Origin of the sequence: Synechococcus sp. M16CYN (assembly GCF_040371545.1) — a bacterium.
Taxonomy (GTDB): domain Bacteria; phylum Cyanobacteriota; class Cyanobacteriia; order PCC-6307; family Cyanobiaceae; genus Parasynechococcus.
This window is the reverse complement of the sequence record NZ_AP029048.1, coordinates 227,224-246,974: the sequence shown is the minus strand read 5'-3', so window position 1 is coordinate 246,974 and position 19,751 is coordinate 227,224. Positions and strand designations below refer to the sequence as shown.

Genomic DNA, 19,751 nt, shown 5'->3' with positions numbered 1-19,751 from the left:
TCAATGACGAATCCAGCTTATTCTTTGTGTTGACCCAAATCACCTAGAATGCGGTAGAATTGAGTGCTGTACTCTGGCTGGCTTTTAGAATCAATGGGATTGCCGTAACAACTTCTACAAAGTAGAAAGCTACAACGGTGGTCAATTTTGACATCACACCTACTGTTTGATCTCACTAGTTCTGAGTTACTGAATGCCAAAATTTTGCTTATGAATGAAGAGAGGTATCTGGTAGCTTCTTTAAGGTTAGCAGTGATTACTTCACTCGTGAAGCCTGTATTGTTTAGATAAAGCATAGGCTAATTTTTGTGGGGGTGCTAATGGTTTTGGGTCGTGTAGTTCTCTTTAAAAAATACGGTTCGACCCTTGATCGTCCCCGGATCTTGGCTTGGCCAAATGAATATCTCGATTGAGAGGTTTCCCTAACTTTCTTTTCTGGGAGCAGATGGGGTGATGGACAGGTCGGCTATATCGACGTGAATAACAGCTTTTGAGATTGCTGATACTTCATAAACCCAGTTGCCTTGAAATGGTCGTCACTTGCTCAATAACTAGTTGTGAACAGGGTTTTAGTGGTTGTTGCCCTGCATCCTAGCTAAGTTTCTAATGTTTTTTTCACCTTTCAATCCTTATTTCGCTCTTAAAAAAACCTCCTGAACGTCTTCGTTCATGCGTTTGTTTTTTGGGATTGACAAGGAATGGGTCTTCGTTTGTTGCATCTGCATCTTCACGGCCTATTCCGTTCCGAAGATCCAGAACTTGGCCGTGATGCGGATACCGGAGGCCAAACGCTATACGTACTTGAACTTGTTCGTAGCTTGGCTTTGCGGGCTGAGGTAGATCGAGTTGACGTTGTTACCCGGCAGATTTGTGACCGGCATGTATCCCCCGATTATGGAATGCCAGAAGAAGAGATCTGCCTAGGAGCTCGTATCCTTCGTTTTCCATTTGGACCAAAGCGCTACTTACGAAAAGAGTTGCTTTGGCCGTACCTTGAACAACTCGCTGATCAACTTGTTTCCCATTTAGGTCAACCAGGAGAGGGTGTGGATTGGATACACGCTCATTACGCTGATGCTGGTTTTGTCGGCGCGCTAGTGAGTCAGCGGACGGGACTCCCGTTGGTCTTTACAGGTCATTCCTTGGGTCGCGAGAAACAGCGTCGTTTGCTTGAGGGCGGCTTAGATTGGTCTCAAATCGAGCGTACCTATGCCATCAGTCGTCGCATTGATGCCGAAGAATGCGCCCTCTCGCAAGCCGATTTAGTGGTCACCAGCACCCGTCAAGAGGCAGAGAACCAGTATGCCCGCTATATACATTTTCGAACTGACCGGTCTGAGGTGATTCCACCTGGTGTGGATACCACCCGCTTTTATCCCGGTGCTTCTACACAGGAATTGGCTGAGATCCAACCTCTACTCCAGCCATTTTTGCGTGATCTCGATCGTCCCCCTCTTTTGGCTATTTCTCGCGCGGTGCGACGCAAAAATATTCCCGCGCTTGTGGAGGCTTACGGACGCTCGCCAGTGCTAAAGCATCATCACAATTTGGTACTTGTACTAGGCTGTCGCGAGGATTTACCTCAGCTCGAGAAGCAACAACGTGAAGTTTTCCAGCAGGTATTTGATCTTGTCGATCGGTTCAACCTCTATGGAAAAGTAGCTTATCCAAAGCAACACCGCCGCGCTCAAATCCCTGCGCTGTACCGATGGGCTGTGAACCAGGGTGGTTTATTCGTAAACCCTGCCCTTACAGAACCCTTCGGTCTTACACTTCTTGAGGCTGCAGCCTGTGGGTTGCCAATGGTAGCCACGAACGATGGTGGTCCACGAGACATTCGGGCACGTTGTAAGAATGGCCTGCTGGTTGATGTGACTGATTCCGGTGCACTCCAAAAAACCTTGGAAATAGCTAGTAGTGATCTCCGCCGATGGCGATGTTGGAGTGACAACGGTGTGGAAGCCGTTGGTCGTTATTTCAGTTGGGATGCACATGTCTGTCGGTATCTGGCACTAATGCAAGACAAGATTCACAAGATTCCTTATGTTCAACCGGTAGCAAATCAACGATCAGAGTCGATAACCACAGCCTCTCTGCCCAGTCCGTCACTAACGCGGACTGTTACAGCGTGCGGAAATGTATCTACGAAATATTGAAACAACACGCCCTGCTACAGATTTGGTCGGCACACAATTGCTGTATGTTTGTTTGGGTCAGACTTGATCCAATGAGTCTTGCCGGATCAAAACTGACACAAAAACAAGTCTCTAGGGTGCGAGCGGGTTAGCTTCCAGCATCAATTTTTTAGAATTTGCTAGCTAGGCCCAGAACGTTCAGTGTTCTGAGTGGAACCAATTAGCCAAACACCCATGAAACCTAACGATGAGATGCCGAAATAAACGAGCACCCATTTCAGGACATGATCGGGGTTAGCTGCCGCGCTTGAGAATAGCGCCGCAGTCTTAGTGAGCAGACCCTCCATTAATTATCGGAATCGGAAGTCAAGTTTAGTTGGCAGACCGGCGATTCTTCGCTAATAAATCCCCATGCTTCGAACACGGTGGGGTCTGGGTGAGTAATGCGCTGTTGTGTCCCATGTCTTTCCAGATAGAACCCTTCACTAGCCATCCTACGCATCAAGCTAGCTGATTCCTCAAAACGTGCTGCCATGGCCTCAAGACTGGAGCATTTTGCCGTGAGACCAGATTCCCTCCAGGTAAAATAGGTCATCAAGTTTTAAGCCAAGGGACGAAGTAACAAGCCCAGCACTACGAAAACTACAGTAGCCAACCAAAAACATGGCACTACAACACGTTCGTTCATACCTCCAAGTTCGAAGTGGTGGTGCAGCGGAGCCATTCGGAAGAGACGTTGTCCTTGTCCATTAGCTTCTTTGGTAGCTTTGAATACCGATACTTGAATGATCACGGAGAGAGACTCTGCTAAGAATACCCCGCCCATTACAAGGAGTGGCCAAAGGCTGTCTGATAGCAGTGCCACAGCGCTGAGAGCTGCCCCCATTGCAAGCGACCCCGTGTCGCCCATGAAAATTCGAGCTGGATTCCGGTTTAGCATAAGAAAACCGAGCCAGGCGCCCGCCATCGCCATGCAAAAACCAGCGAGCGCTGGGTTACCGTGATTACCGCGTAGCATCAGTTGCAGTGCTAGTCCGGTAAATACCAGGGAGCCACAGCCGGAAGCTAGTCCATCCAGGCCATCAGTGAGATTTGTAGCATTGCTTTCAGCCAGAAACACGAAGAGGCCCAGCGGCCAAATCAACATTCCAAGCGACAGGCTTATGCCAAAGGGCAGGGATACGGTGCTGCTGATCCATCCCTGCCAGGCGGCAATGACTAGAAAAACCAAGGCCGCTGTTGTTTGCAATAGCAATTTGCTCTGCGGCCTGAGACCCGTGTTGCTTCTTTGCTTAAGACTGCACCAATCATCAAATCCACCAATCACCATGTAGGCCAGTGTTACACCTGAGGCTGTTAGAAGTTGTTGTGATGCTTCTGGCTCTCTGGTAATTAAACCACCTAAAATGGTGCCAACTGGAACAATAAGTAGACCGCCCATTGTTGGCGTTCCTGATTTTCTTTTATGACCTTTTGGTGTCTTTTCACAGACGACCTGCCTTACTTTAAGCGCTTTGAGTGGGGAAATTCCTAAGCTGGCAGCAGTCATGGAAGCTACGGTTGCCAGTAGCAATGGCAGGGTTAGCTGAGCATTGCTAACCCACTTATCGGCGGCAATACTAGAGGCGAAAATGACAAGGGTCAATAGTGCTGCGCTGACCGATCCTTTTCCCCACCAGGATTGCTCGGGTTCTTCCGTGATAGTCACGGGACATTGGCTCGGTTCTTGGAACTAGACTAGTTGCTTTAGCCTTCATCAACAGACACGGCAATTTAGATTACTCTTCCCATTGCTCTTCATTCTGCTCATCAGTGTTGTTGTAGTCCTCTTTTTCACCCATGAGTGCTGAGAGTTCTTCTTCTTCGACGGTGCTGACTTCGGGTGAACCGGATTCTTCGTCAGAGACAAGCCGCCCGCTGGCTTCTAGCCAAGACAACAGGTCAGGCTCTTCACGTAGAGGCAACACTGGCGCTGGATCTTTCCGTCCATACCGGGTGAGAGAGGGATTGACATTGTCTAAAGCGTTCGTATCAACTAGAGAACTCATGTGCCACTATAAGTTTAGACCGGTTGATCAGCATATGCCACGCTCGGCTTACTCATCAAATGCCCAAGCCACTACTGGTCAGTTTAATTTGGCTCCTAGCATTGTCCATTAGTGCGGGATTTCGTTTTTGGGGTAAATCGCAGCCACTTCCCCTGCAGGCCCCTACTTTAGTTGTGTGGTTGTTTGTTTTTTTGCCATCCACTCTACTGGCAGTATGGCTCACTCTAGCCCCCTCCCAAAGAGTGGATAGTGGAGCGCGACAATCAGACCTGTTTGATCGGGAGAGTCGTTGATGGGCCGCGCAAAAAAGGTGGTGCTTGCTTACTCCGGTGGGGTTGATACCAGTGTGTGCATACCCTATTTGAAGCAGGAATGGGGTGTTGATGATGTGATTACTTTTGCAGCAGATCTCGGACAAGGAGATGAACTTGAGTTGATACGTCAGAAAGCCCTCGATGCCGGGGCCAGTCAGTCTCTTGTAAGTGATCTCATCAAACCATTCATCGAAGAGTTCGCCTTTCCGGCAATTCGGGCGAACGCTCTTTATGAAGGTCGATATCCGCTTTCAACGGCTTTGGCTCGTCCTCTGATTGCTAAGCGACTCGTGGAGATAGCTCGTGAGGTGGGCGCTGATGCCGTCGCCCATGGCTGTACCGGAAAGGGTAATGATCAGGTACGTTTTGATGTGGCGATCGCATCCTTAGCGCCGGATCTCAAGGTTTTGGCCCCTGCAAGGGAATGGGGAATGAGCCGTGCAGAGACAATTGCTTATGGCGAACGTTTTGGGATACCTGCTCCGGTCAGCAAGAAAACTCCTTATTCTGTCGACCTCAATTTGCTGGGACGGAGCATTGAGGCAGGTCCTCTTGAAGATCCAATGGTGGCTCCTTCAGAAGAGATATTCACGATGACCCGTTCTGTGACCGATGCTTTAGATGCTTCTGAAGAGATTGAGATCAGTTTTAAAAGCGGCAATCCTGTCTTTATCAATGATCAGCGATTAGACCCAGTAGCGATGGTTCGCGAGGCCAATCGTTTGGCAGGAAACCACGGCATTGGTCGTCTCGATATAATTGAGGACCGCGTGGTAGGGATTAAATCAAGAGAAATATATGAAACCCCAGGTCTCTTACTTTTAATTCAGGCTCATCAAGAGTTGGAAAGCCTCACCCTCGCTGCGGATGTTTTAAGGAGTAAACGCCAACTTGAGATGCAGTGGGCTGATTTGGTATATCAAGGGCTCTGGTTCGGTCCTCTCAAAGAGGCTTTGGACGGTTTCATGGACTGCACACAACAACCTGTCAATGGTGTGGTGCGCTTGAGGCTACACAAGGGTAATGCAATCGTTACAGGCCGGAGTTCCAGTGGGAGTAGCCTATACGTGCCTGAAATGGCTTCCTATGACGGTAGGGATCGATTTAATCACCAAGCCGCAGAAGGATTCGTTTATATTTGGGGATTGCCAATTCGGCTTTGGGCTGCTTCTAAGCGATCCTCACGCTGATCGTTTCGGAAGAGGCAAAGAATTAGCCTTCACAGGCGTAAGTCTACATTTAATTCCCATCTGCTCTATAGCAACGCTTTGCTCAGATTTATTATCTACTTTAATTACTGCAATTTTAGGGCCTTTTAGCAAAGGCTTCAGCTTGAGCCTTCCTGTCGTCTACTCACAGATTGAGTAGATTTACTCAAGTTTCAGACACTGGGCTTTCCGCGGCTTGAGTAGGAATTTCTGTACTCGTAATTACCCGGGGAGCGGGAAGAGGTCCCTCTTGCTTCACTGTAAGGTAGCGGATCACATCTTCGCTAAGGCGCATGGCTTTTTCCAGCACCTCAACTTGCTGGCCATCGCCGTTGTGGCTCAGTTGTACATAGATGCCTTCTTTGTGCTTGGAGATTGGGTAGGCCAAGCGGCGCTTGCCTCGCATTTGATTGTCGAGGACTTCAGCACCGGCTTCGATAAGCATGTCGCGGTATTTGGTGACGTGGCTTTCAACCTCCTCTTCCGGAATGTCTGGGCGAAGGATATACATGGTCTCGTAATACGGATCAAGCGTCATGAGCTGCACTTACGGGGCGACTTCAGGTTCACTGGAGTTAGCAATGGCACAACACTCTATCGTTTAAAGCGTACCCCCCATTCTTAGTACAACTGCATCCGTACAGCCTGGCTTAAAGCAGGTAGGTCGGGTTCACGTCCACGCGTACACTCAACTGTCACGAAGACTAAAATCGCAAGCACGCTCAATACAACTGTACTGGATAATGTTCCAATGAGTAGACTTCCTCCAGCAACCGGTTTTAATAGAACGCTAAAAGCAAAGTTAAGCACGATCACCACAATGTCAGTCAGAAGTGCTTGGAGCACGTTGAAGCGCAAGAAATAGGGAACATTTGTATTGCGGACCGCTGCTAGAAACAGAATGAAAAAAAGAAGTAAACCACCGAATGGCACGCTGCGTTGGATTTGAATAAATGGAATTGCTGGAATAATCAATAAGCGCAACAATGGAATCTGATTAAAAAGGCCATTTAAACCAAGGCCAAATGGGACTGCGTCGCTCCATGGCAACAGATAAATAAACGGAGCAAGGAATCGCTGCCAAAGGGGAATTTCCATATCAATTATGGACTACTTGGCTCGAGTCTAGCTAGGCTTCCAACGCGGTTTTAGCGGCAAGGCGCATTATCCCAACTGGAATGTCGGTGATGCCGCTCCACAAGCGAAGTGAAGCAGCACCTTGCTGTACCAACATCTCAAATCCATCAATGCATTGATGTCCGTGATCTTGACCCCACGCGAGCCAAGCAGTTGGCCTCGGTGTATAAATAAGATCATAGAGGATCGCGGAATCTTGTAAGCTGCTCCAGATTTCTTGGCCTAAGGGCATGACATTTGCATCGCGATATTGAGCCATGCCTACAGGAGTGGTGTTTACCACCAAGTCTGCCTGCTCAAGAACGGCAGAGAGCATTGGATTAGATTCAAGACATGAAGTGAGGGGGACTGTGTCGTGTTGGATGTTTTGAATGAATCTATGGAGAGTGTTTTCTCGGCGACCGACCACGGTGATTGAGGCCAGTCCAAGACTTTGCAAACCAGCAGCAATGGCATGGGCAGAACCACCGCAGCCGAGGATAACTGCCTGACGGTTACGCAATTTAAAGCTCTTATCCAAGGTGGTGAGAAATCCTTCTTGATCGGTATTGGTGCCATGCCAGCCGCCGGCTTCCTCCAGTGGGACCAGTGTGTTTACGGCGCCAAGCCGCTGCGCCAAAGGACTAAGCTCCTCACACCAACTAGCCACATTTTGCTTATGGGGGACTGTCACGTTCAAACCGCGGCAACCCACCCGAAGAAGGCCTTGCAGAACCTCGCCGAGATATAAATTCTTACAGGGTAGGGCTAGATAGCACCAATCCAGTCCCAATGCCTTGAGTGCAGCGTTATGCATTGCCGGCGATAGGGAATGCCGCACTGGATTGCCGATCAGTCCTACTAGGCCTGTACCGCCGTTGATCATCTAGCCGCTGGATCGCTTCTCCAGCTTGTCTGTTCGGGAACCCCACCTCGCCTCTCTTGAGATCTCTTGATGAGGATGACATTGTTTAAATCAACGTTTTAGAAGGTGGGCACTAATGGGCAAAGTTGTCGGTATTGACCTAGGTACCACGAATAGCTGCGTATCCGTGATGGAAGGTGGCAAACCCACCGTCATCGCTAATGCCGAGGGCTTCCGAACAACGCCCTCTGTAGTTGCCTACACAAAGAATCAGGATCGACTTGTCGGTCAGATAGCTAAACGTCAGGCAGTGATGAATCCGGATAATACTTTTTATTCGGTCAAGCGTTTTATCGGTCGCCGCGTCGATGAGGTAAGCGGAGAACAAAAAGAAGTGAGCTATGGGGTAGAAAAATCTGGCTCCAATGTGAAGGTGAAGTGTCCGGCTCTGGACAAACAATTCGCACCCGAGGAAGTATCGGCCCAAGTGTTAAGAAAGTTAGCAGAGGATGCTGGTAAATATCTTGGTGAAACGATTACCCAAGCAGTAATTACTGTTCCCGCTTACTTCAACGATTCCCAACGCCAAGCAACAAAAGATGCGGGAAAAATTGCTGGTCTCGAGGTGCTCCGCATCATCAACGAGCCCACAGCAGCAGCCTTAGCCTACGGTCTCGACAAAAAGAGCAACGAGCGAATTTTAGTTTTTGATCTTGGCGGGGGCACATTCGATGTGTCCGTTCTCGAGGTTGGTGATGGAGTTTTCGAAGTTCTTTCAACCTCTGGTGATACCCATCTGGGTGGTGATGACTTCGATAAAGTAATAGTCGATCACCTCGCCGAAACATTTAAATCCAACGAAGGAATTGATCTTCGTCAGGATAAGCAAGCTTTGCAGCGTCTTACTGAGGCGGCCGAAAAGGCTAAGATTGAGCTGTCTAGTGCCACTCAGAGTGAAATCAACCTGCCGTTTATTACGGCGACACCAGAAGGACCTAGGCATTTAGATCTCACCCTGACACGTGCCAAATTTGAAGAACTAGCGTCCAGCCTAATTGATCGCTGCCGTATTCCGGTAGAGCAGGCGCTTAAAGACGCTAAACTTTCCTCAGGCGAACTCGACGAGATTGTCGTGGTGGGTGGCTCCACTCGCATCCCTGCTGTTCTTGACTTGGTCAAGAGAACCACCAGTAAGAATCCAAATCAAACTGTCAACCCTGATGAAGTGGTGGCCATTGGGGCTGCTATTCAGGGTGGTGTTCTTGCTGGAGAAGTGAAAGACATTCTTCTTCTAGATGTCACGCCGTTATCTTTAGGTGTAGAAACTCTCGGTGGTGTGATGACCAAGATGATTGCTCGCAACACCACGGTCCCCACCAAAAAATCAGAGACTTATTCCACTGCCGTGGATGGCCAGACCAATGTTGAAATTCATGTGCTCCAAGGTGAGCGTGAAATGGCGTCCGACAATAAGTCTCTTGGAACCTTCCGCCTTGACGGCATTCCTCCTGCTCCTAGGGGGGTCCCTCAAATTGAAGTAACCTTCGATATCGATGCCAATGGAATACTTAGTGTAACTGCTAAAGATAAAGGAAGTGGAAAAGAACAATCGATTTCGATTACTGGTGCCTCGACTCTTTCTGATTTAGAGGTCGACAAAATGGTTAAAGACGCTGAGACCAATGCTAGTGCTGACAGGGAAAAGCGTGAACGAATCGATTTGAAAAATCAAGCCGAAACGCTTGTATATCAAGCTGAGAAGCAAATTGGAGAGTTAGGAGATAAAATTGATGCTGACGCCAAAGCAAAGCTTGAAGACAAGCGTGTGAAGCTTAAAAACGCCGTTGAGCAAAAAGATTACAGTGTAATGAAAACATTACTGGAGGAACTGCAGCAGGAGCTCTATACTGTAGGCGCTTCTGTTTATCAGAAGGATGCTCAGGCGGGAGATGTCAAGTCTGAAGGTAATGTCGGTAACGGCAGTGATTCAGATGATGTCATTGATGCAGAATTCACTGAAACAAAGTAAAGCAATTTTTTTGGTTATTTTAATTATTTTTTCCATAAATTCCACGAAAGGATTTCTATAGAGATCCTTTCGTGCTGAAATTGCAGATAAGGAAGCTACCTAAATAGCATTAGCCAAGACACAAGCGACCCATTCTGCTGTTGCTGGCGCTAAAAGAACACCATTACGGTAATGACCTGACGCCAGTAGCAATCCTGTTTCTAATTTTTCAAGCAACGGAGCTGAATGTCCAACCGGTCGTGCTCGTAAACCAGCCCATTGCTTAATAGGTTCGGCCCTTCGCAACCAATCCGGAGCTCCATTGTTCAGAGTCTGCATCGCAGCCAATGGATTTTTTGCAGCAACATCTCCAGGTTCTACGGTTGCTCCCAACAGTAGTCGTCTAGGACCATCCGGAATCAAATTAAATCCTCGATCCACAAGAACAGCTGGCCAATCCAGCCAGTTAGGAGGCTCGTCATTAAGCTGGAGCGCAAGGGCCTGTCCAAGTACCGGACTGATAGGCCAACTGTATCCTAGGGGCTTCAGCAACTCTTGGCTCGCTAGTGCAGCACACACGACAACGGCGCCGTAGGTGTCTCGGCGACCCCCAGCGCACATTACATGCCAATCGTTTTTGCAGCGGGCAAGTTCAACAACTGGCTCTGGAATAAACTCTACAGCCCATTCTTTTAACGCTAGACGGAGAGCTCTTTGTAAGATCAACGGGTTGATTCTACCGTCATTGTTGGATTGAAGTGCCCCGGATTGAGCCGTTGGCCAGATTAGTTGAACTGCCTTTGCCGGAACGGTACACAATCCCAGGTCACGGCGCTTATTCGCTAATTGAAGCATTCGCCTGAATGCGTTGTCGTCTGCTGCAATTTGAACTAGAGATGTTTGCAGGATAAGTGATGGCTCGAACCTTTGAAGCTGTGCGATCCATTGAGGCCAAAGCTTCATACTGCGATAACGCATCCTCCAGCCGCGCCCACTCGATTGTCGGAATACATAGCCCATTAATACACCCAGAGACGCATCGCTGGCGTTCCCGCTCAGCCGACCGGTGGAGAAAACATCGTTGATCGGTCGGCTGAGCCTTGGATCGAATAGAGCAACACGATGCCCTTGTTGGCATAACTGCCACGTAGTACTGAGACCTATGACACCAGCACCAACGACAGCGATAGAATCAATCAGCTAAGTGCCTCAGCGGGTATCACACCAGAGTAAGCATCAAAGCTGGCAGCAAGTGTGCTGTAGGCCTTTTGCATTTGATCTGCATCCTGTAGACGAGCTGCCTCATCAAGATCTGCCAAGGCGTCTTTTAAAGAGCGAGCTAACTTGTCTGCCTCTTTGCGCTCCGCACGATCTAGGCTTGCATTGATGTAGAGCATTTCGCGACCCACTTCCTGCATGGGGCCGTGAATCAAATTACGGGTGAAGGTCCAGTCTTCGGCACTGACAAGACGAGCAAGTTCAGGTAAGCGAGCCTTGGTTTCAACAAAAGCTTCGGCTTGGCGTTTGATCACAGTCAAGTCCTTCGGTTTTGTAGTGGCAGCTCCACTACTTACTGGAGCAATTAGACCCCAGGAAAGGCTGATGCAGAGGCAGAACGCGGCGAGGCGACGCATGGCCTTCAGCATGGTCAGGAAACAATTTCTGAAGACTTTAACCAGGAACTTTCTTACGGGAGAACTTGCTTTTCAAAGCTTTGTCGTAAGTGAGACTGGGGTCATCCTGCAGATGATCCGATCTTCTGTTGCTTTCGCTTTGTAAATGGAATATGAGGCGTAGGACATATAGTCAGCGGCGGGTTTATTGTGTTAATCGTTAGCCAGTATGGGCATTGGGGGGCTCCCAAGCCAGATCGAAAGGCATTTAAAAATCCTGAGACTTGGTAGTAAGTTATAAATTGACAGTAAAATCAGAGCTTAGGCATTTAACTTTCTGGTTAAGTCTAACAACATTTACCAGATCAATTGTCGAAGGTATAAATCCTTTTCGGGAAGCAAATAATAACTATTTGCCAAAGCCGCTTTGTTAAGTCTAGATTGAATAATTGTCAATATGGTTGCCGCTTATTAACATCAATCGCATTTGACTTTAGAATTGCTATGCCGGAAATTTAATTTCCCTCGTTATTTTAACTTTTAGCTAAACCGTCTTCAAAGTTAAAAATTAGGCCAAGCATTTTGTAATTTTATCTCAGAATTATGTCGTTGAACTTGGTTATTTTGGCTGAGTGCATGCGAGCACCCAATTTTAACAAATCCCTAGGCTGCTTGCTTGATATGATCAATATTTATCATTTATTTTTACCCATTTTTTAAGAGCTGCGGCCTTGCCCCTGGTTGGTGTACTTTTCATCATTATTGGAAGCAGGGCGTCAAATAGCCGATGCCACCGCTCACCGTATTGCTGAAGAGGGGATCTCGATGACAGCTCGATAATCAAACGAACGGCGGTTCACATCAGTCAACGTGATAAGCTCAAGTAATCTAATCGGTTAGGAACTTGATATGGAGCAATGAGCTCTAAATATACGTCCTTGCAGCTGCATTGTGCATCGCTAGGTGATGATTTATTGCTGTCATACGAAAGTTTCTGAGCGATGAGGCCGTGCCCGGTAGGAAAGCTTTCTAGTGGTCAGCTCTTTCGGCTGGGTTTGTTTTTGCTTCCCTCTAGTGCGCTTTTAGCTGCACTTTGTCTTCTTGTAGCCTGCATTGGTGGGAGTCGTGGCCGTGATCAACCGATCTGGCGTGATAGATGGACACAGCCATTTCTCTTGGCTGGCCTTTTAATGCTAGTAGGATGCTGGTTTGCCGAGTCCGGTGTGTTAGCACGAGCGGGACTAGCTAATTGGCTCCCGTTCTTTTGGGCCTTCTGGGCATTTCAGCCGCATCTCACAACAGAGAAACAACGCTGCCAAGCTGCCTGGATGCTTGTAGCTGGCACAGTACCTGTCTTGGTAACTGGTTTAGGACAGATGCTTTTGGGGTGGTCTGGTCCGTGGCGATTAGGAGGCAGTGCGATTATTTGGTTCATGGCCCCTGGAGGTGAACCGAACGGTCGACTTTCAGGGTTATTTAATTACGCCAACATCACTGGTGCATGGTTAGGAGTGGTTTGGCCTTTGACGTTGGCATGTGTATTGCGTCCTGATGGATGGTTACGGCGTACTGGTGCATTGGTCTTAACCTTGTCCGGTGCTATCGCAATTCTTTTAACGCAATCTCGAAATGCTATGGGTGCTCTAACGCTTGCAGTGCCTTTGGTGGTAGGTCCGTTACAATGGTTTTGGCTATTACCGCTGTTGTCTGTCCTGGCGTTACCCCTATTGTTGGCTTTGTTACCAGGCGTTCCCATTAGTTTGAAGGAATGGAGCGCCGGCTTACTTCCAGATCAGATAGCGGTGAGATTGCTTGAACAGGGAAACCCAATACCTTGGAAGCATACCCGTCTTGGGCAGTGGGAGTATGGGGTTGGGCTAGTGGCTGCTCGCCCTTGGTTGGGTTGGGGCGCAGCCGCTTTCAGTGTCTTGTACCCGGTTTATGCCGCCAAAGAGTGGCACGGCCACTCTCACAACTTACCTTTGGAGTTAACGATTAGTTACGGTTTGCCAGTAACCCTGTTGGTTGTGGGAACGGTGTTGCTGCTTTTAATTCTGTCATTGCGACGCGGAATCTTAGAACAAAGTGCGCTGGAACGAGCTTGGTGGACAGCTACACTGGTGCTAATAGCAGTGCATGCAACCGATCTTCCATTTTTCGACAGTAGGGTGAATGTCCTTGGCTGGGTTCTGTTAGCTGGTTTAAGATGCTTCGTCCAAGAGCATGTTCGCAATAATTTTGTAGTTTTTGCGAAGTAAGCAGAAAGAGCATTCATGACGGGTCTAAAATGTAACAAACTGGGTTTCCCGACTCTTAAGACCCATGGCGGTAAGGAGGCCTAGAGCGACCGACTTGGGCTTTATGATTCTGAAAACCGGGATGTTAGATGGTGAATCTATTTAATAGACTCAAATGTTTGCTGACTGTGAGAATAGAAATTATCCAGGGATAAGATTCACGGTGAGAAAATTAGGTAACTAAATTGAGCATAGTCAGCACAATTACTGATAGCTATGAGTCCCCGTTGCAATAGGTGCTGGGCCAGGTAGCTTTTCTGGCCTCACTAGAGTGAGGTAGTTTAGAGTATTTCCACATCGAGCCTATTTTTTAATTAATTCAGGCTACAATGTGCCAGTCTCAGTAGCTTTAACAGTCTTAAAGCGTCATTTATATCTTAATGGAAGATGCCTAAAGTAATAGTACAGAAATCAATAATACAGAGATTCTTGGCACTTTCGCAAGCTTGCTCTGAGAGAAAAAGTAAACATCTACATTATGACGTTATCAAGAAGGGGTGACTTAGGCAATTTGGTAGTCTAGGTTGATAACACTGAACGAATTAAATACTGGGAAAAGCCAAAATAGTTTTTCGTATATTAGAGTCCAGCAATGTTGGATTGAATCGTGGGGTTTCTTAATTCAGAAGATCACAATTTAATTTTTTCTCATACTATAGATTTATCGATTAGTCGCTCTTGATCGAGTAATCTTGCCCATCGCTATTTAAAATTAGGAACCTTTGATGAAATTAGAAGCAAATACTGTCGTTCAAAATTTATTTAACTAAAGCTAAGGTAACGGTTTTATAAGTTATTTAGACTTATTTTTACATCTACATTTTCTTTAACAGATAAATATATAGATCAAAAACTAGTTTGGCAATTAAAATGTTTAACCTAGTCAAAGCTTATTAAATAGTGTAAATTTTTTGAGGTTTTTTATCTAAATCTTCATACTTGTTGCCTCCATACTCATTTGGCGCTCATAAATAGAGTGGTTGCTGAAGATTCGAGCTACTAAAAAACTAGTGAGACAAGCTATTAGGATCGGCTTCAAGATCAGCAAGTCTTTCACCAGCGCAAAAGCTAAGAACATAGCTGTAATTGGCGTTCTTGAGCAACCAGCTACGAATGCACCCATGCCAGCAAAAACATAGGTATTAGGAAGGTGGCCAGTAAGAGACTGGACCCAATCGCCGCAGGCTAGGCCAATAGCTCCTCCGAGCGTCAGCATAGGCATGAATAGACCCCCGGGAGCACCAGATGCTGCTGCTAGTCCGGTGCTGAGGAATAGGACAGCAAAACCAGCTAAGGCCTGTGCAGCGTCTGTTTGGCTAGACCCAATGACGTGAAATAACTCATCAAGGTTATGAAATTTTGATGGTAAAGCTGCGTAAACGCCGCCTAAAATAAGACCACTTAGGCTCATTCGCAGAACTAGCTGATCACCAAACCAATTTTGTCCTTGACGTTGCATCATCAGAACATAACGAGTGTACAGTTCCGCTAAAATGCCAACGAAAAACCCAAGGGTGATTAAGTAAATCACATCGATGGGGAAGAATTCTACATCAATTGGAAACTTACGTTCGAGCAAAAAGCCTAATATGGGATCAAGTCCTTTGGTTCCAGAACCCAGTCCAAAAACACTAAGCACATCAGCCCATGTGTCGGCTGAAAAGGTAGTGATTAGAACCAAAAGAAGCACGACTGGCCTTGCTGAGTTTAACAATTCCTCAATGGCGTAAATAAATCCACCCAGTGGTGCATTGAATACTGCTGCGATGCCGGCGCCCCCGCCTGCTGCCACGATCAACCTTCGAAAAGCGACAGGTGCTTTTAACCATCGCGACATCTGCCAAGCGACGGATCCACCCATTTGCACTGCTGGACCTTCAGGACCGAGAGGGAATCCACAGCCGATAGCAACAATTCCCGCCACCAATTTCACAAAACCCACTCGCAGTCCCATGGGGACTGACTTATGGCGTAAAAAACCCATGATGTGGGTTACACCTGCCCCACCAGCAGCTGGTGCGAGATTGCTCACCAACCATCCGGACACAAAACCTCCAAAAGCACCCAGAAAAGGCAACACAATCCAGGCAGGAATCTCAAGAAGTAATTCACGGCGCCAATCACTCAGTAGGTAAATACCGCTTTGGAACAGTAATCCAGCGATCGTGGCTCCAAGTCCTGTAAGAGAGAGAGCTATAACTACAACCAACCAGCCACGTTCCAAAAGCCGGCGGATACTATGGCTTGAAATTAGGGGATCTTGATTTTGTTGTGGGTCGTTCACAGAGTGCACAGTTTAGTTTCGGGCTTGCGCAAGAAAAATCGCTTCTTCATCGATGCTCACTACACGCCCCTGATCTTTGAATCCTGCAATTCGGTCGAAGTTCAAGTAGCGATAAAGCTCTCCTGAAAAGCGATAAATCTTCTCTGTAGCAATGCGTTGATACTCTTCAGTGTTAGGAATACGACCTAACAATGCACAAACTGCAGCGAGCTCAGCGCTACCTAGGTAGACTCGAGCTCCCTTACCAAGCCTGTTATCGAAATTGCGTGTACTAGTAGAGAACACATTGGTATTGTCGCCGACGCGCGCCTGGTTACCCATGCAAAGAGAGCAGCCAGGCATTTCCATACGACTACCAGCCGCCTCGAATATTGCGTAGTAACCCTCCCCCTTCAACATCTCTTCATCCATTCGTGTGGGCGGACAAACCCACAAACGGGCTTTGCTCTTACCAACGCCTTCGAGCACTTTAGCCGCTGCACGATAGTGACCTATGTTGGTCATGCAAGAGCCAATAAAGACTTCCTGTACAGGTTCTCCAGCCACTTCGCTGAGCAATTTCACGTTGTCAGGGTCGTTGGGGCAAGCCAAAATAGGTTCCGTTAGCTCATCGAGATTGATCTCTATAACCTCGGAATACTCTGCACTGGCATCAGCTTCAAGAAGTTGGGGATTCGCAAGCCAATCTTCCATAGCTTTGATGCGTCGAGCAAGAGTTCGAACATTGCCGTAACCACGGGCAATCATGTTTTTTAACAACACTACATTGCTGCATAGGTATTCACTGACCGTTTTTTCGGAGAGTTTGATTGTGCAGCCAGCACAAGATCGTTCAGCTGTGGCGTCGGTGAGTTCAAAAGCTTGCTCAAGCTTTAAGTCAGGAAGGCCTTCAATTTCCATTATCCGGCCATTAAAAACGTTCTTTTTGTTGGTTTTATCTACAGTTAATAAGCCTTTTTGAATCGCTACCCAAGGGATTGCATTTACAACATCGCGCAGGGTCACGCCAGGTTGAAGCGCACCACTGAAACGCACCAGTATCGACTCCGGCATATCCAACGGCATGACGCCAATTGCAGCAGCAAATGCCACCAAACCAGAACCAGCGGGAAAAGAAATGCCGAGGGGGAATCGTGTATGGCTGTCTCCACCTGTGCCAACAGTATCTGGCAAAAGCATGCGATTTAGCCAACTGTGGATAATTCCATCTCCTGGGCGTAGGGCTACTCCGCCGCGCTGGGAAAAGAAATCAGGCAAGTCTTGCTGAGTTCGTAGATCTACAGGCTTGGGATAAGCCGCAGTGTGGCAAAAGCTCTGCATTACGAGGTCGGACGAGAAACCCAGGCAGGCCAATTCCTTCATCTCGTCACGTGTCATTGGTCCTGTGGTGTCTTGGGAACCAACTGTTGTCATAAGTGGTTCGCAATTAGTGCCTGGTTGAACGCCCGGGAGACTGCAGGCTTTACCCACTATTTTTTGGGCCAAGGTAAAACCTTTGCCAGTGTCTACAGGTAAACTTGGGCGAATAAATAGTGGCGAGGGAAGAAGTCCCAGCCGGTTGCGGACTTTATCAGTAAGCGTTCTACCGATCATCAGAGGAACACGCCCGCCTGCACGCACCTCATCACTCATGGTGCTTGGCTTGAGATCAAAACGACTGACCACCTCACCGTCGCGTTCTACCGTTCCAGCATGAGGGCGGATTGTGATCACATCGCCGGTATTCAGTTTGCTGACATCACATTCAATGGGAAGAGCACCAGAATCTTCCGCTGTATTGAAAAAAATCGGTGCGATTTTGCCACCCATAATCACTCCTCCAGCTCGTTTATTCGGCACATGGGGGATGTCATTTCCTATATGCCAGAGAACGGAATTGATGGCACTTTTTCTGGAGCTGCCTGTGCCCACCACATCGCCTACGTAAGCCACGGGATGGCCTTTATGTTTCAAAGTCGCAATTGTTTTGAGACAGTCTGGATACTTTGTTTCTAGCATCGCTAAAGCGTGCAAAGGAATATCAGAGCGGGTTGTGGCGTGGGTAGCCGGGGACAGATCGTCGGTATTGGTTTCACCTTCCACCTTGAAAACAGTCACGGTGATAGCTTTGGCTAGTTCAGCTCGTGTTGTGAACCACTCAGCTGCAGCCCAGCTGTTGACCACCCGTTTGGCGAAGCGGTTGCTTTCCGCCAGGTCCATAACTTCATTCAAAGCGTCATAAACAAGCAGAATTTGACCGAGGCCTTGCGCTGCACAGTCGGCCAATTGCTCATTGGTGTGTTTTAGCAATTGGACAAGAGCGGTCACATTGTGGCCTCCGAGCATGGTTCCCAGAAGTCGTGTTGCCTCGAGTGGCGTAACAAATGGACTAGTAATTCCACCCTGAGCAACAGCATTGAGCCACGTGGCTTTGACATAGGCCGCTTCATCCACTCCGGGTGGAATGCGTTCGCTGAGCAGGTGAAGAAGGGTTTGCTTCTTCTCGGCTGTAGGCTCCTCGAGCAGTTCTGTCAAGCTCCTCGTCTGTTCGGCAGTGAGCGGCAACGCCGGAACTCCCTGGGCTTCCCGTTTAGCGGCCAGTTCGCTGTAGATGCTCAGCATGGTGATCTATCTATGTGTGGGGCAGATGATTATTCTTCATAGACGAGAGCCTATTGATACAGAGCAAGTGCGTAACCTTGGATTCATCCAGGCTCTTAGTTATGGCCACCACCTCAGATCTGCGTGTGGTGGAGACCCGTCCGCTAATAGCGCCGGTTCTTCTGCATCAAGATCTGACCCTTGATGCGTCTGCGTTAAACACGGTGACGGAAGCACGAAAACGAATTCAATCGATTATTCGTGGGGATGATCAACGTCTACTGGCTATAGTGGGCCCCTGTTCGATTCACGATGTTAAAGCAGCTCGTGAGTACGCCGGACGCCTTGCTCCGATCCGTGAACGTCTTAAGGATCAGTTAGAGGTGGTGATGCGAGTGTACTTTGAAAAGCCAAGAACGACCGTTGGTTGGAAAGGACTGATAAATGATCCTCATCTAAATGGCTCCTACGACATCAATACGGGTCTGCGCCGTGCTCGCGAACTGCTGCTTGATTTAGCTCGCGGAGGTATGCCTGCTGCAACCGAGTTGCTAGACCCAGTTGTCCCCCAGTACATAGCCGATCTCATTAGTTGGACCGCTATCGGTGCCCGTACAACTGAAAGCCAAACCCATCGGGAGATGGCATCTGGATTATCGATGCCGATAGGATACAAGAACAGCACAGATGGAAGTACCACCATTGCTATTAACGCGATGCAGGCAGCTTCCAAATCTCACCATTTTCTCGGGATCAACCGAGATGGCCAGGCATCAATTGTAAGTACAGCTGGTAATCCTGATGGACATCTTGTTTTGCGAGGTGGTACTCGAGGCAGCAATTATCACGCTGATGCTGTGAGAGAAGCTGCCGCTGAACTGAGAGAGTTTGGCCTTAAGGATCGTTTAATGGTAGACTGCAGTCATGCCAACTCCAATAAAGATTTTCGTCGTCAGTCAGAGGTACTGATCTCAATTACTGATCAACTAGAGGCTGGCTCGAGGCACGTGATGGGAGTCATGCTTGAGAGTCATCTGGTAGAAGGTAATCAAAAGTTATCTGCTGACCTTTCTCAACTTACTTATGGTCAGAGTATTACAGATGCGTGTATTAATCTTGATACAACAGAGAAGATCTTGTGCGATTTAGCACAAACCATTATTGATGGTCAGAGATCGTAACTGCTTGACGGTTAACATTTTTGACCAATTTTGAATTTATTTCGGTATGTTTTTATTTGTGGCTAAATATGTCGCTTAGCAGTTTGTGATTTAATTACAAAA

16 protein-coding genes and 1 pseudogene are annotated in these 19,751 nt (G+C 47.8%); 6 read left to right on the top strand and 11 right to left on the bottom strand.

Annotated features, from left to right (window positions below):
• Positions 1-698: 698 nt before the first annotated feature.
• Positions 699-2,030, top strand: a pseudogene (locus ABWV55_RS01095) (glycosyltransferase); the annotation flags it as partial.
• A 284-nt stretch (positions 2,031-2,314) separates the two neighbouring features.
• Here the strand turns inward: ABWV55_RS01095 and ABWV55_RS01090 are convergent.
• The 4 genes from ABWV55_RS01090 to ABWV55_RS01075 form a co-directional block, all read right to left on the bottom strand.
• A complete protein-coding gene (locus tag ABWV55_RS01090; protein ID WP_353291931.1) occupies positions 2,315-2,482 on the bottom strand; it encodes a hypothetical protein in 168 nt (55 codons plus the stop codon).
• Positions 2,482-2,730 (bottom strand): hypothetical protein, encoded by a 249-nt coding sequence (locus tag ABWV55_RS01085; RefSeq protein WP_353291930.1) that lies wholly within the window; start codon positions 2,728-2,730, stop codon positions 2,482-2,484. The genes ABWV55_RS01090 and ABWV55_RS01085 overlap by 1 nt, the downstream gene beginning before the upstream one ends.
• Positions 2,731-2,736: 6 nt before the next feature.
• On the bottom strand, positions 2,737-3,843 hold the full coding sequence (mraY, locus tag ABWV55_RS01080) for a phospho-N-acetylmuramoyl-pentapeptide-transferase (RefSeq protein WP_353291929.1): 1,107 nt from the start codon (positions 3,841-3,843) through the stop codon (positions 2,737-2,739).
• Between the two features lie 70 nt (positions 3,844-3,913).
• The gene (locus ABWV55_RS01075; protein WP_353291928.1) at positions 3,914-4,183 is read right to left on the bottom strand and encodes a DUF3134 domain-containing protein; all 270 of its coding nucleotides are present in this window, start codon (positions 4,181-4,183) and stop codon (positions 3,914-3,916) included.
• A gap of 59 nt (positions 4,184-4,242) precedes the next feature.
• Between ABWV55_RS01075 and ABWV55_RS01070 the strand changes: the two genes are divergently transcribed.
• Positions 4,243-4,476, top strand: a complete 234-nt coding sequence (locus ABWV55_RS01070; protein ID WP_353291927.1) for a hypothetical protein — start codon at positions 4,243-4,245, stop codon at positions 4,474-4,476.
• Positions 4,476-5,687, top strand: coding sequence for an argininosuccinate synthase (locus tag ABWV55_RS01065; RefSeq protein WP_353291926.1), 1,212 nt, complete (start codon positions 4,476-4,478; stop codon positions 5,685-5,687). The genes ABWV55_RS01070 and ABWV55_RS01065 overlap by 1 nt, the downstream gene beginning before the upstream one ends.
• Before the next feature lie 184 nt (positions 5,688-5,871).
• Here ABWV55_RS01065 and rpsF read toward each other — a convergent pair whose 3' ends face one another.
• The 3 genes from rpsF to ABWV55_RS01050 all read right to left on the bottom strand — a co-directional run bounded on the left by rpsF (position 5,872) and on the right by ABWV55_RS01050 (position 7,707).
• Positions 5,872-6,243, bottom strand: coding sequence for a 30S ribosomal protein S6 (gene rpsF / locus ABWV55_RS01060; RefSeq protein ID WP_353291925.1), 372 nt, complete (start codon positions 6,241-6,243; stop codon positions 5,872-5,874).
• Between the two features lie 83 nt (positions 6,244-6,326).
• Entirely contained in the window at positions 6,327-6,803 is a 477-nt protein-coding gene (locus ABWV55_RS01055; RefSeq protein ID WP_353291924.1) for a Tic20 family protein, read from the bottom strand.
• A 31-nt stretch (positions 6,804-6,834) separates the two neighbouring features.
• Positions 6,835-7,707 (bottom strand): shikimate dehydrogenase, encoded by an 873-nt coding sequence (locus ABWV55_RS01050; protein WP_353291923.1) that lies wholly within the window; start codon positions 7,705-7,707, stop codon positions 6,835-6,837.
• A 115-nt stretch (positions 7,708-7,822) separates the two neighbouring features.
• On the opposite strand from ABWV55_RS01050, the gene dnaK reads away from it, so the two are divergent.
• Positions 7,823-9,715 (top strand): molecular chaperone DnaK, encoded by a 1,893-nt coding sequence (gene dnaK / locus ABWV55_RS01045; protein ID WP_353291922.1) that lies wholly within the window; start codon positions 7,823-7,825, stop codon positions 9,713-9,715.
• 99 nt (positions 9,716-9,814) lie between these two features.
• Here dnaK and ABWV55_RS01040 read toward each other — a convergent pair whose 3' ends face one another.
• Together ABWV55_RS01040 and psbQ are read right to left on the bottom strand one after the other, a co-directional pair.
• Positions 9,815-10,858 carry an FAD-dependent oxidoreductase gene (locus tag ABWV55_RS01040; protein WP_353292784.1) on the bottom strand — a complete coding sequence of 348 codons (1,044 nt, stop codon included), beginning with the start codon at positions 10,856-10,858 and terminating at the stop codon, positions 9,815-9,817.
• A 32-nt stretch (positions 10,859-10,890) separates the two neighbouring features.
• Entirely contained in the window at positions 10,891-11,340 is a 450-nt protein-coding gene (gene psbQ / locus ABWV55_RS01035) for a photosystem II protein PsbQ (protein WP_353291921.1), read from the bottom strand.
• 968 nt (positions 11,341-12,308) lie between these two features.
• Between psbQ and ABWV55_RS01030 the strand changes: the two genes are divergently transcribed.
• The gene (locus ABWV55_RS01030) at positions 12,309-13,565 is read left to right on the top strand and encodes an O-antigen ligase family protein (RefSeq protein ID WP_353291920.1); all 1,257 of its coding nucleotides are present in this window, start codon (positions 12,309-12,311) and stop codon (positions 13,563-13,565) included.
• A 964-nt stretch (positions 13,566-14,529) separates the two neighbouring features.
• On the opposite strand, the gene ABWV55_RS01025 is transcribed toward ABWV55_RS01030, so the two are convergent.
• Together ABWV55_RS01025 and acnB are read right to left on the bottom strand one after the other, a co-directional pair.
• Entirely contained in the window at positions 14,530-15,897 is a 1,368-nt protein-coding gene (locus tag ABWV55_RS01025) for a ClC family H(+)/Cl(-) exchange transporter (RefSeq protein WP_353291919.1), read from the bottom strand.
• A gap of 3 nt (positions 15,898-15,900) precedes the next feature.
• A complete protein-coding gene (gene acnB, locus ABWV55_RS01020; RefSeq protein ID WP_353291918.1) occupies positions 15,901-18,489 on the bottom strand; it encodes a bifunctional aconitate hydratase 2/2-methylisocitrate dehydratase in 2,589 nt (862 codons plus the stop codon).
• Positions 18,490-18,590: 101 nt separating this feature from the next.
• On the opposite strand from acnB, the gene ABWV55_RS01015 reads away from it, so the two are divergent.
• Complete coding sequence (locus tag ABWV55_RS01015) at positions 18,591-19,649, top strand: 3-deoxy-7-phosphoheptulonate synthase (protein WP_353291917.1); 1,059 nt, start codon at positions 18,591-18,593, stop codon at positions 19,647-19,649.
• Positions 19,650-19,751: the final 102 nt, after the last annotated feature.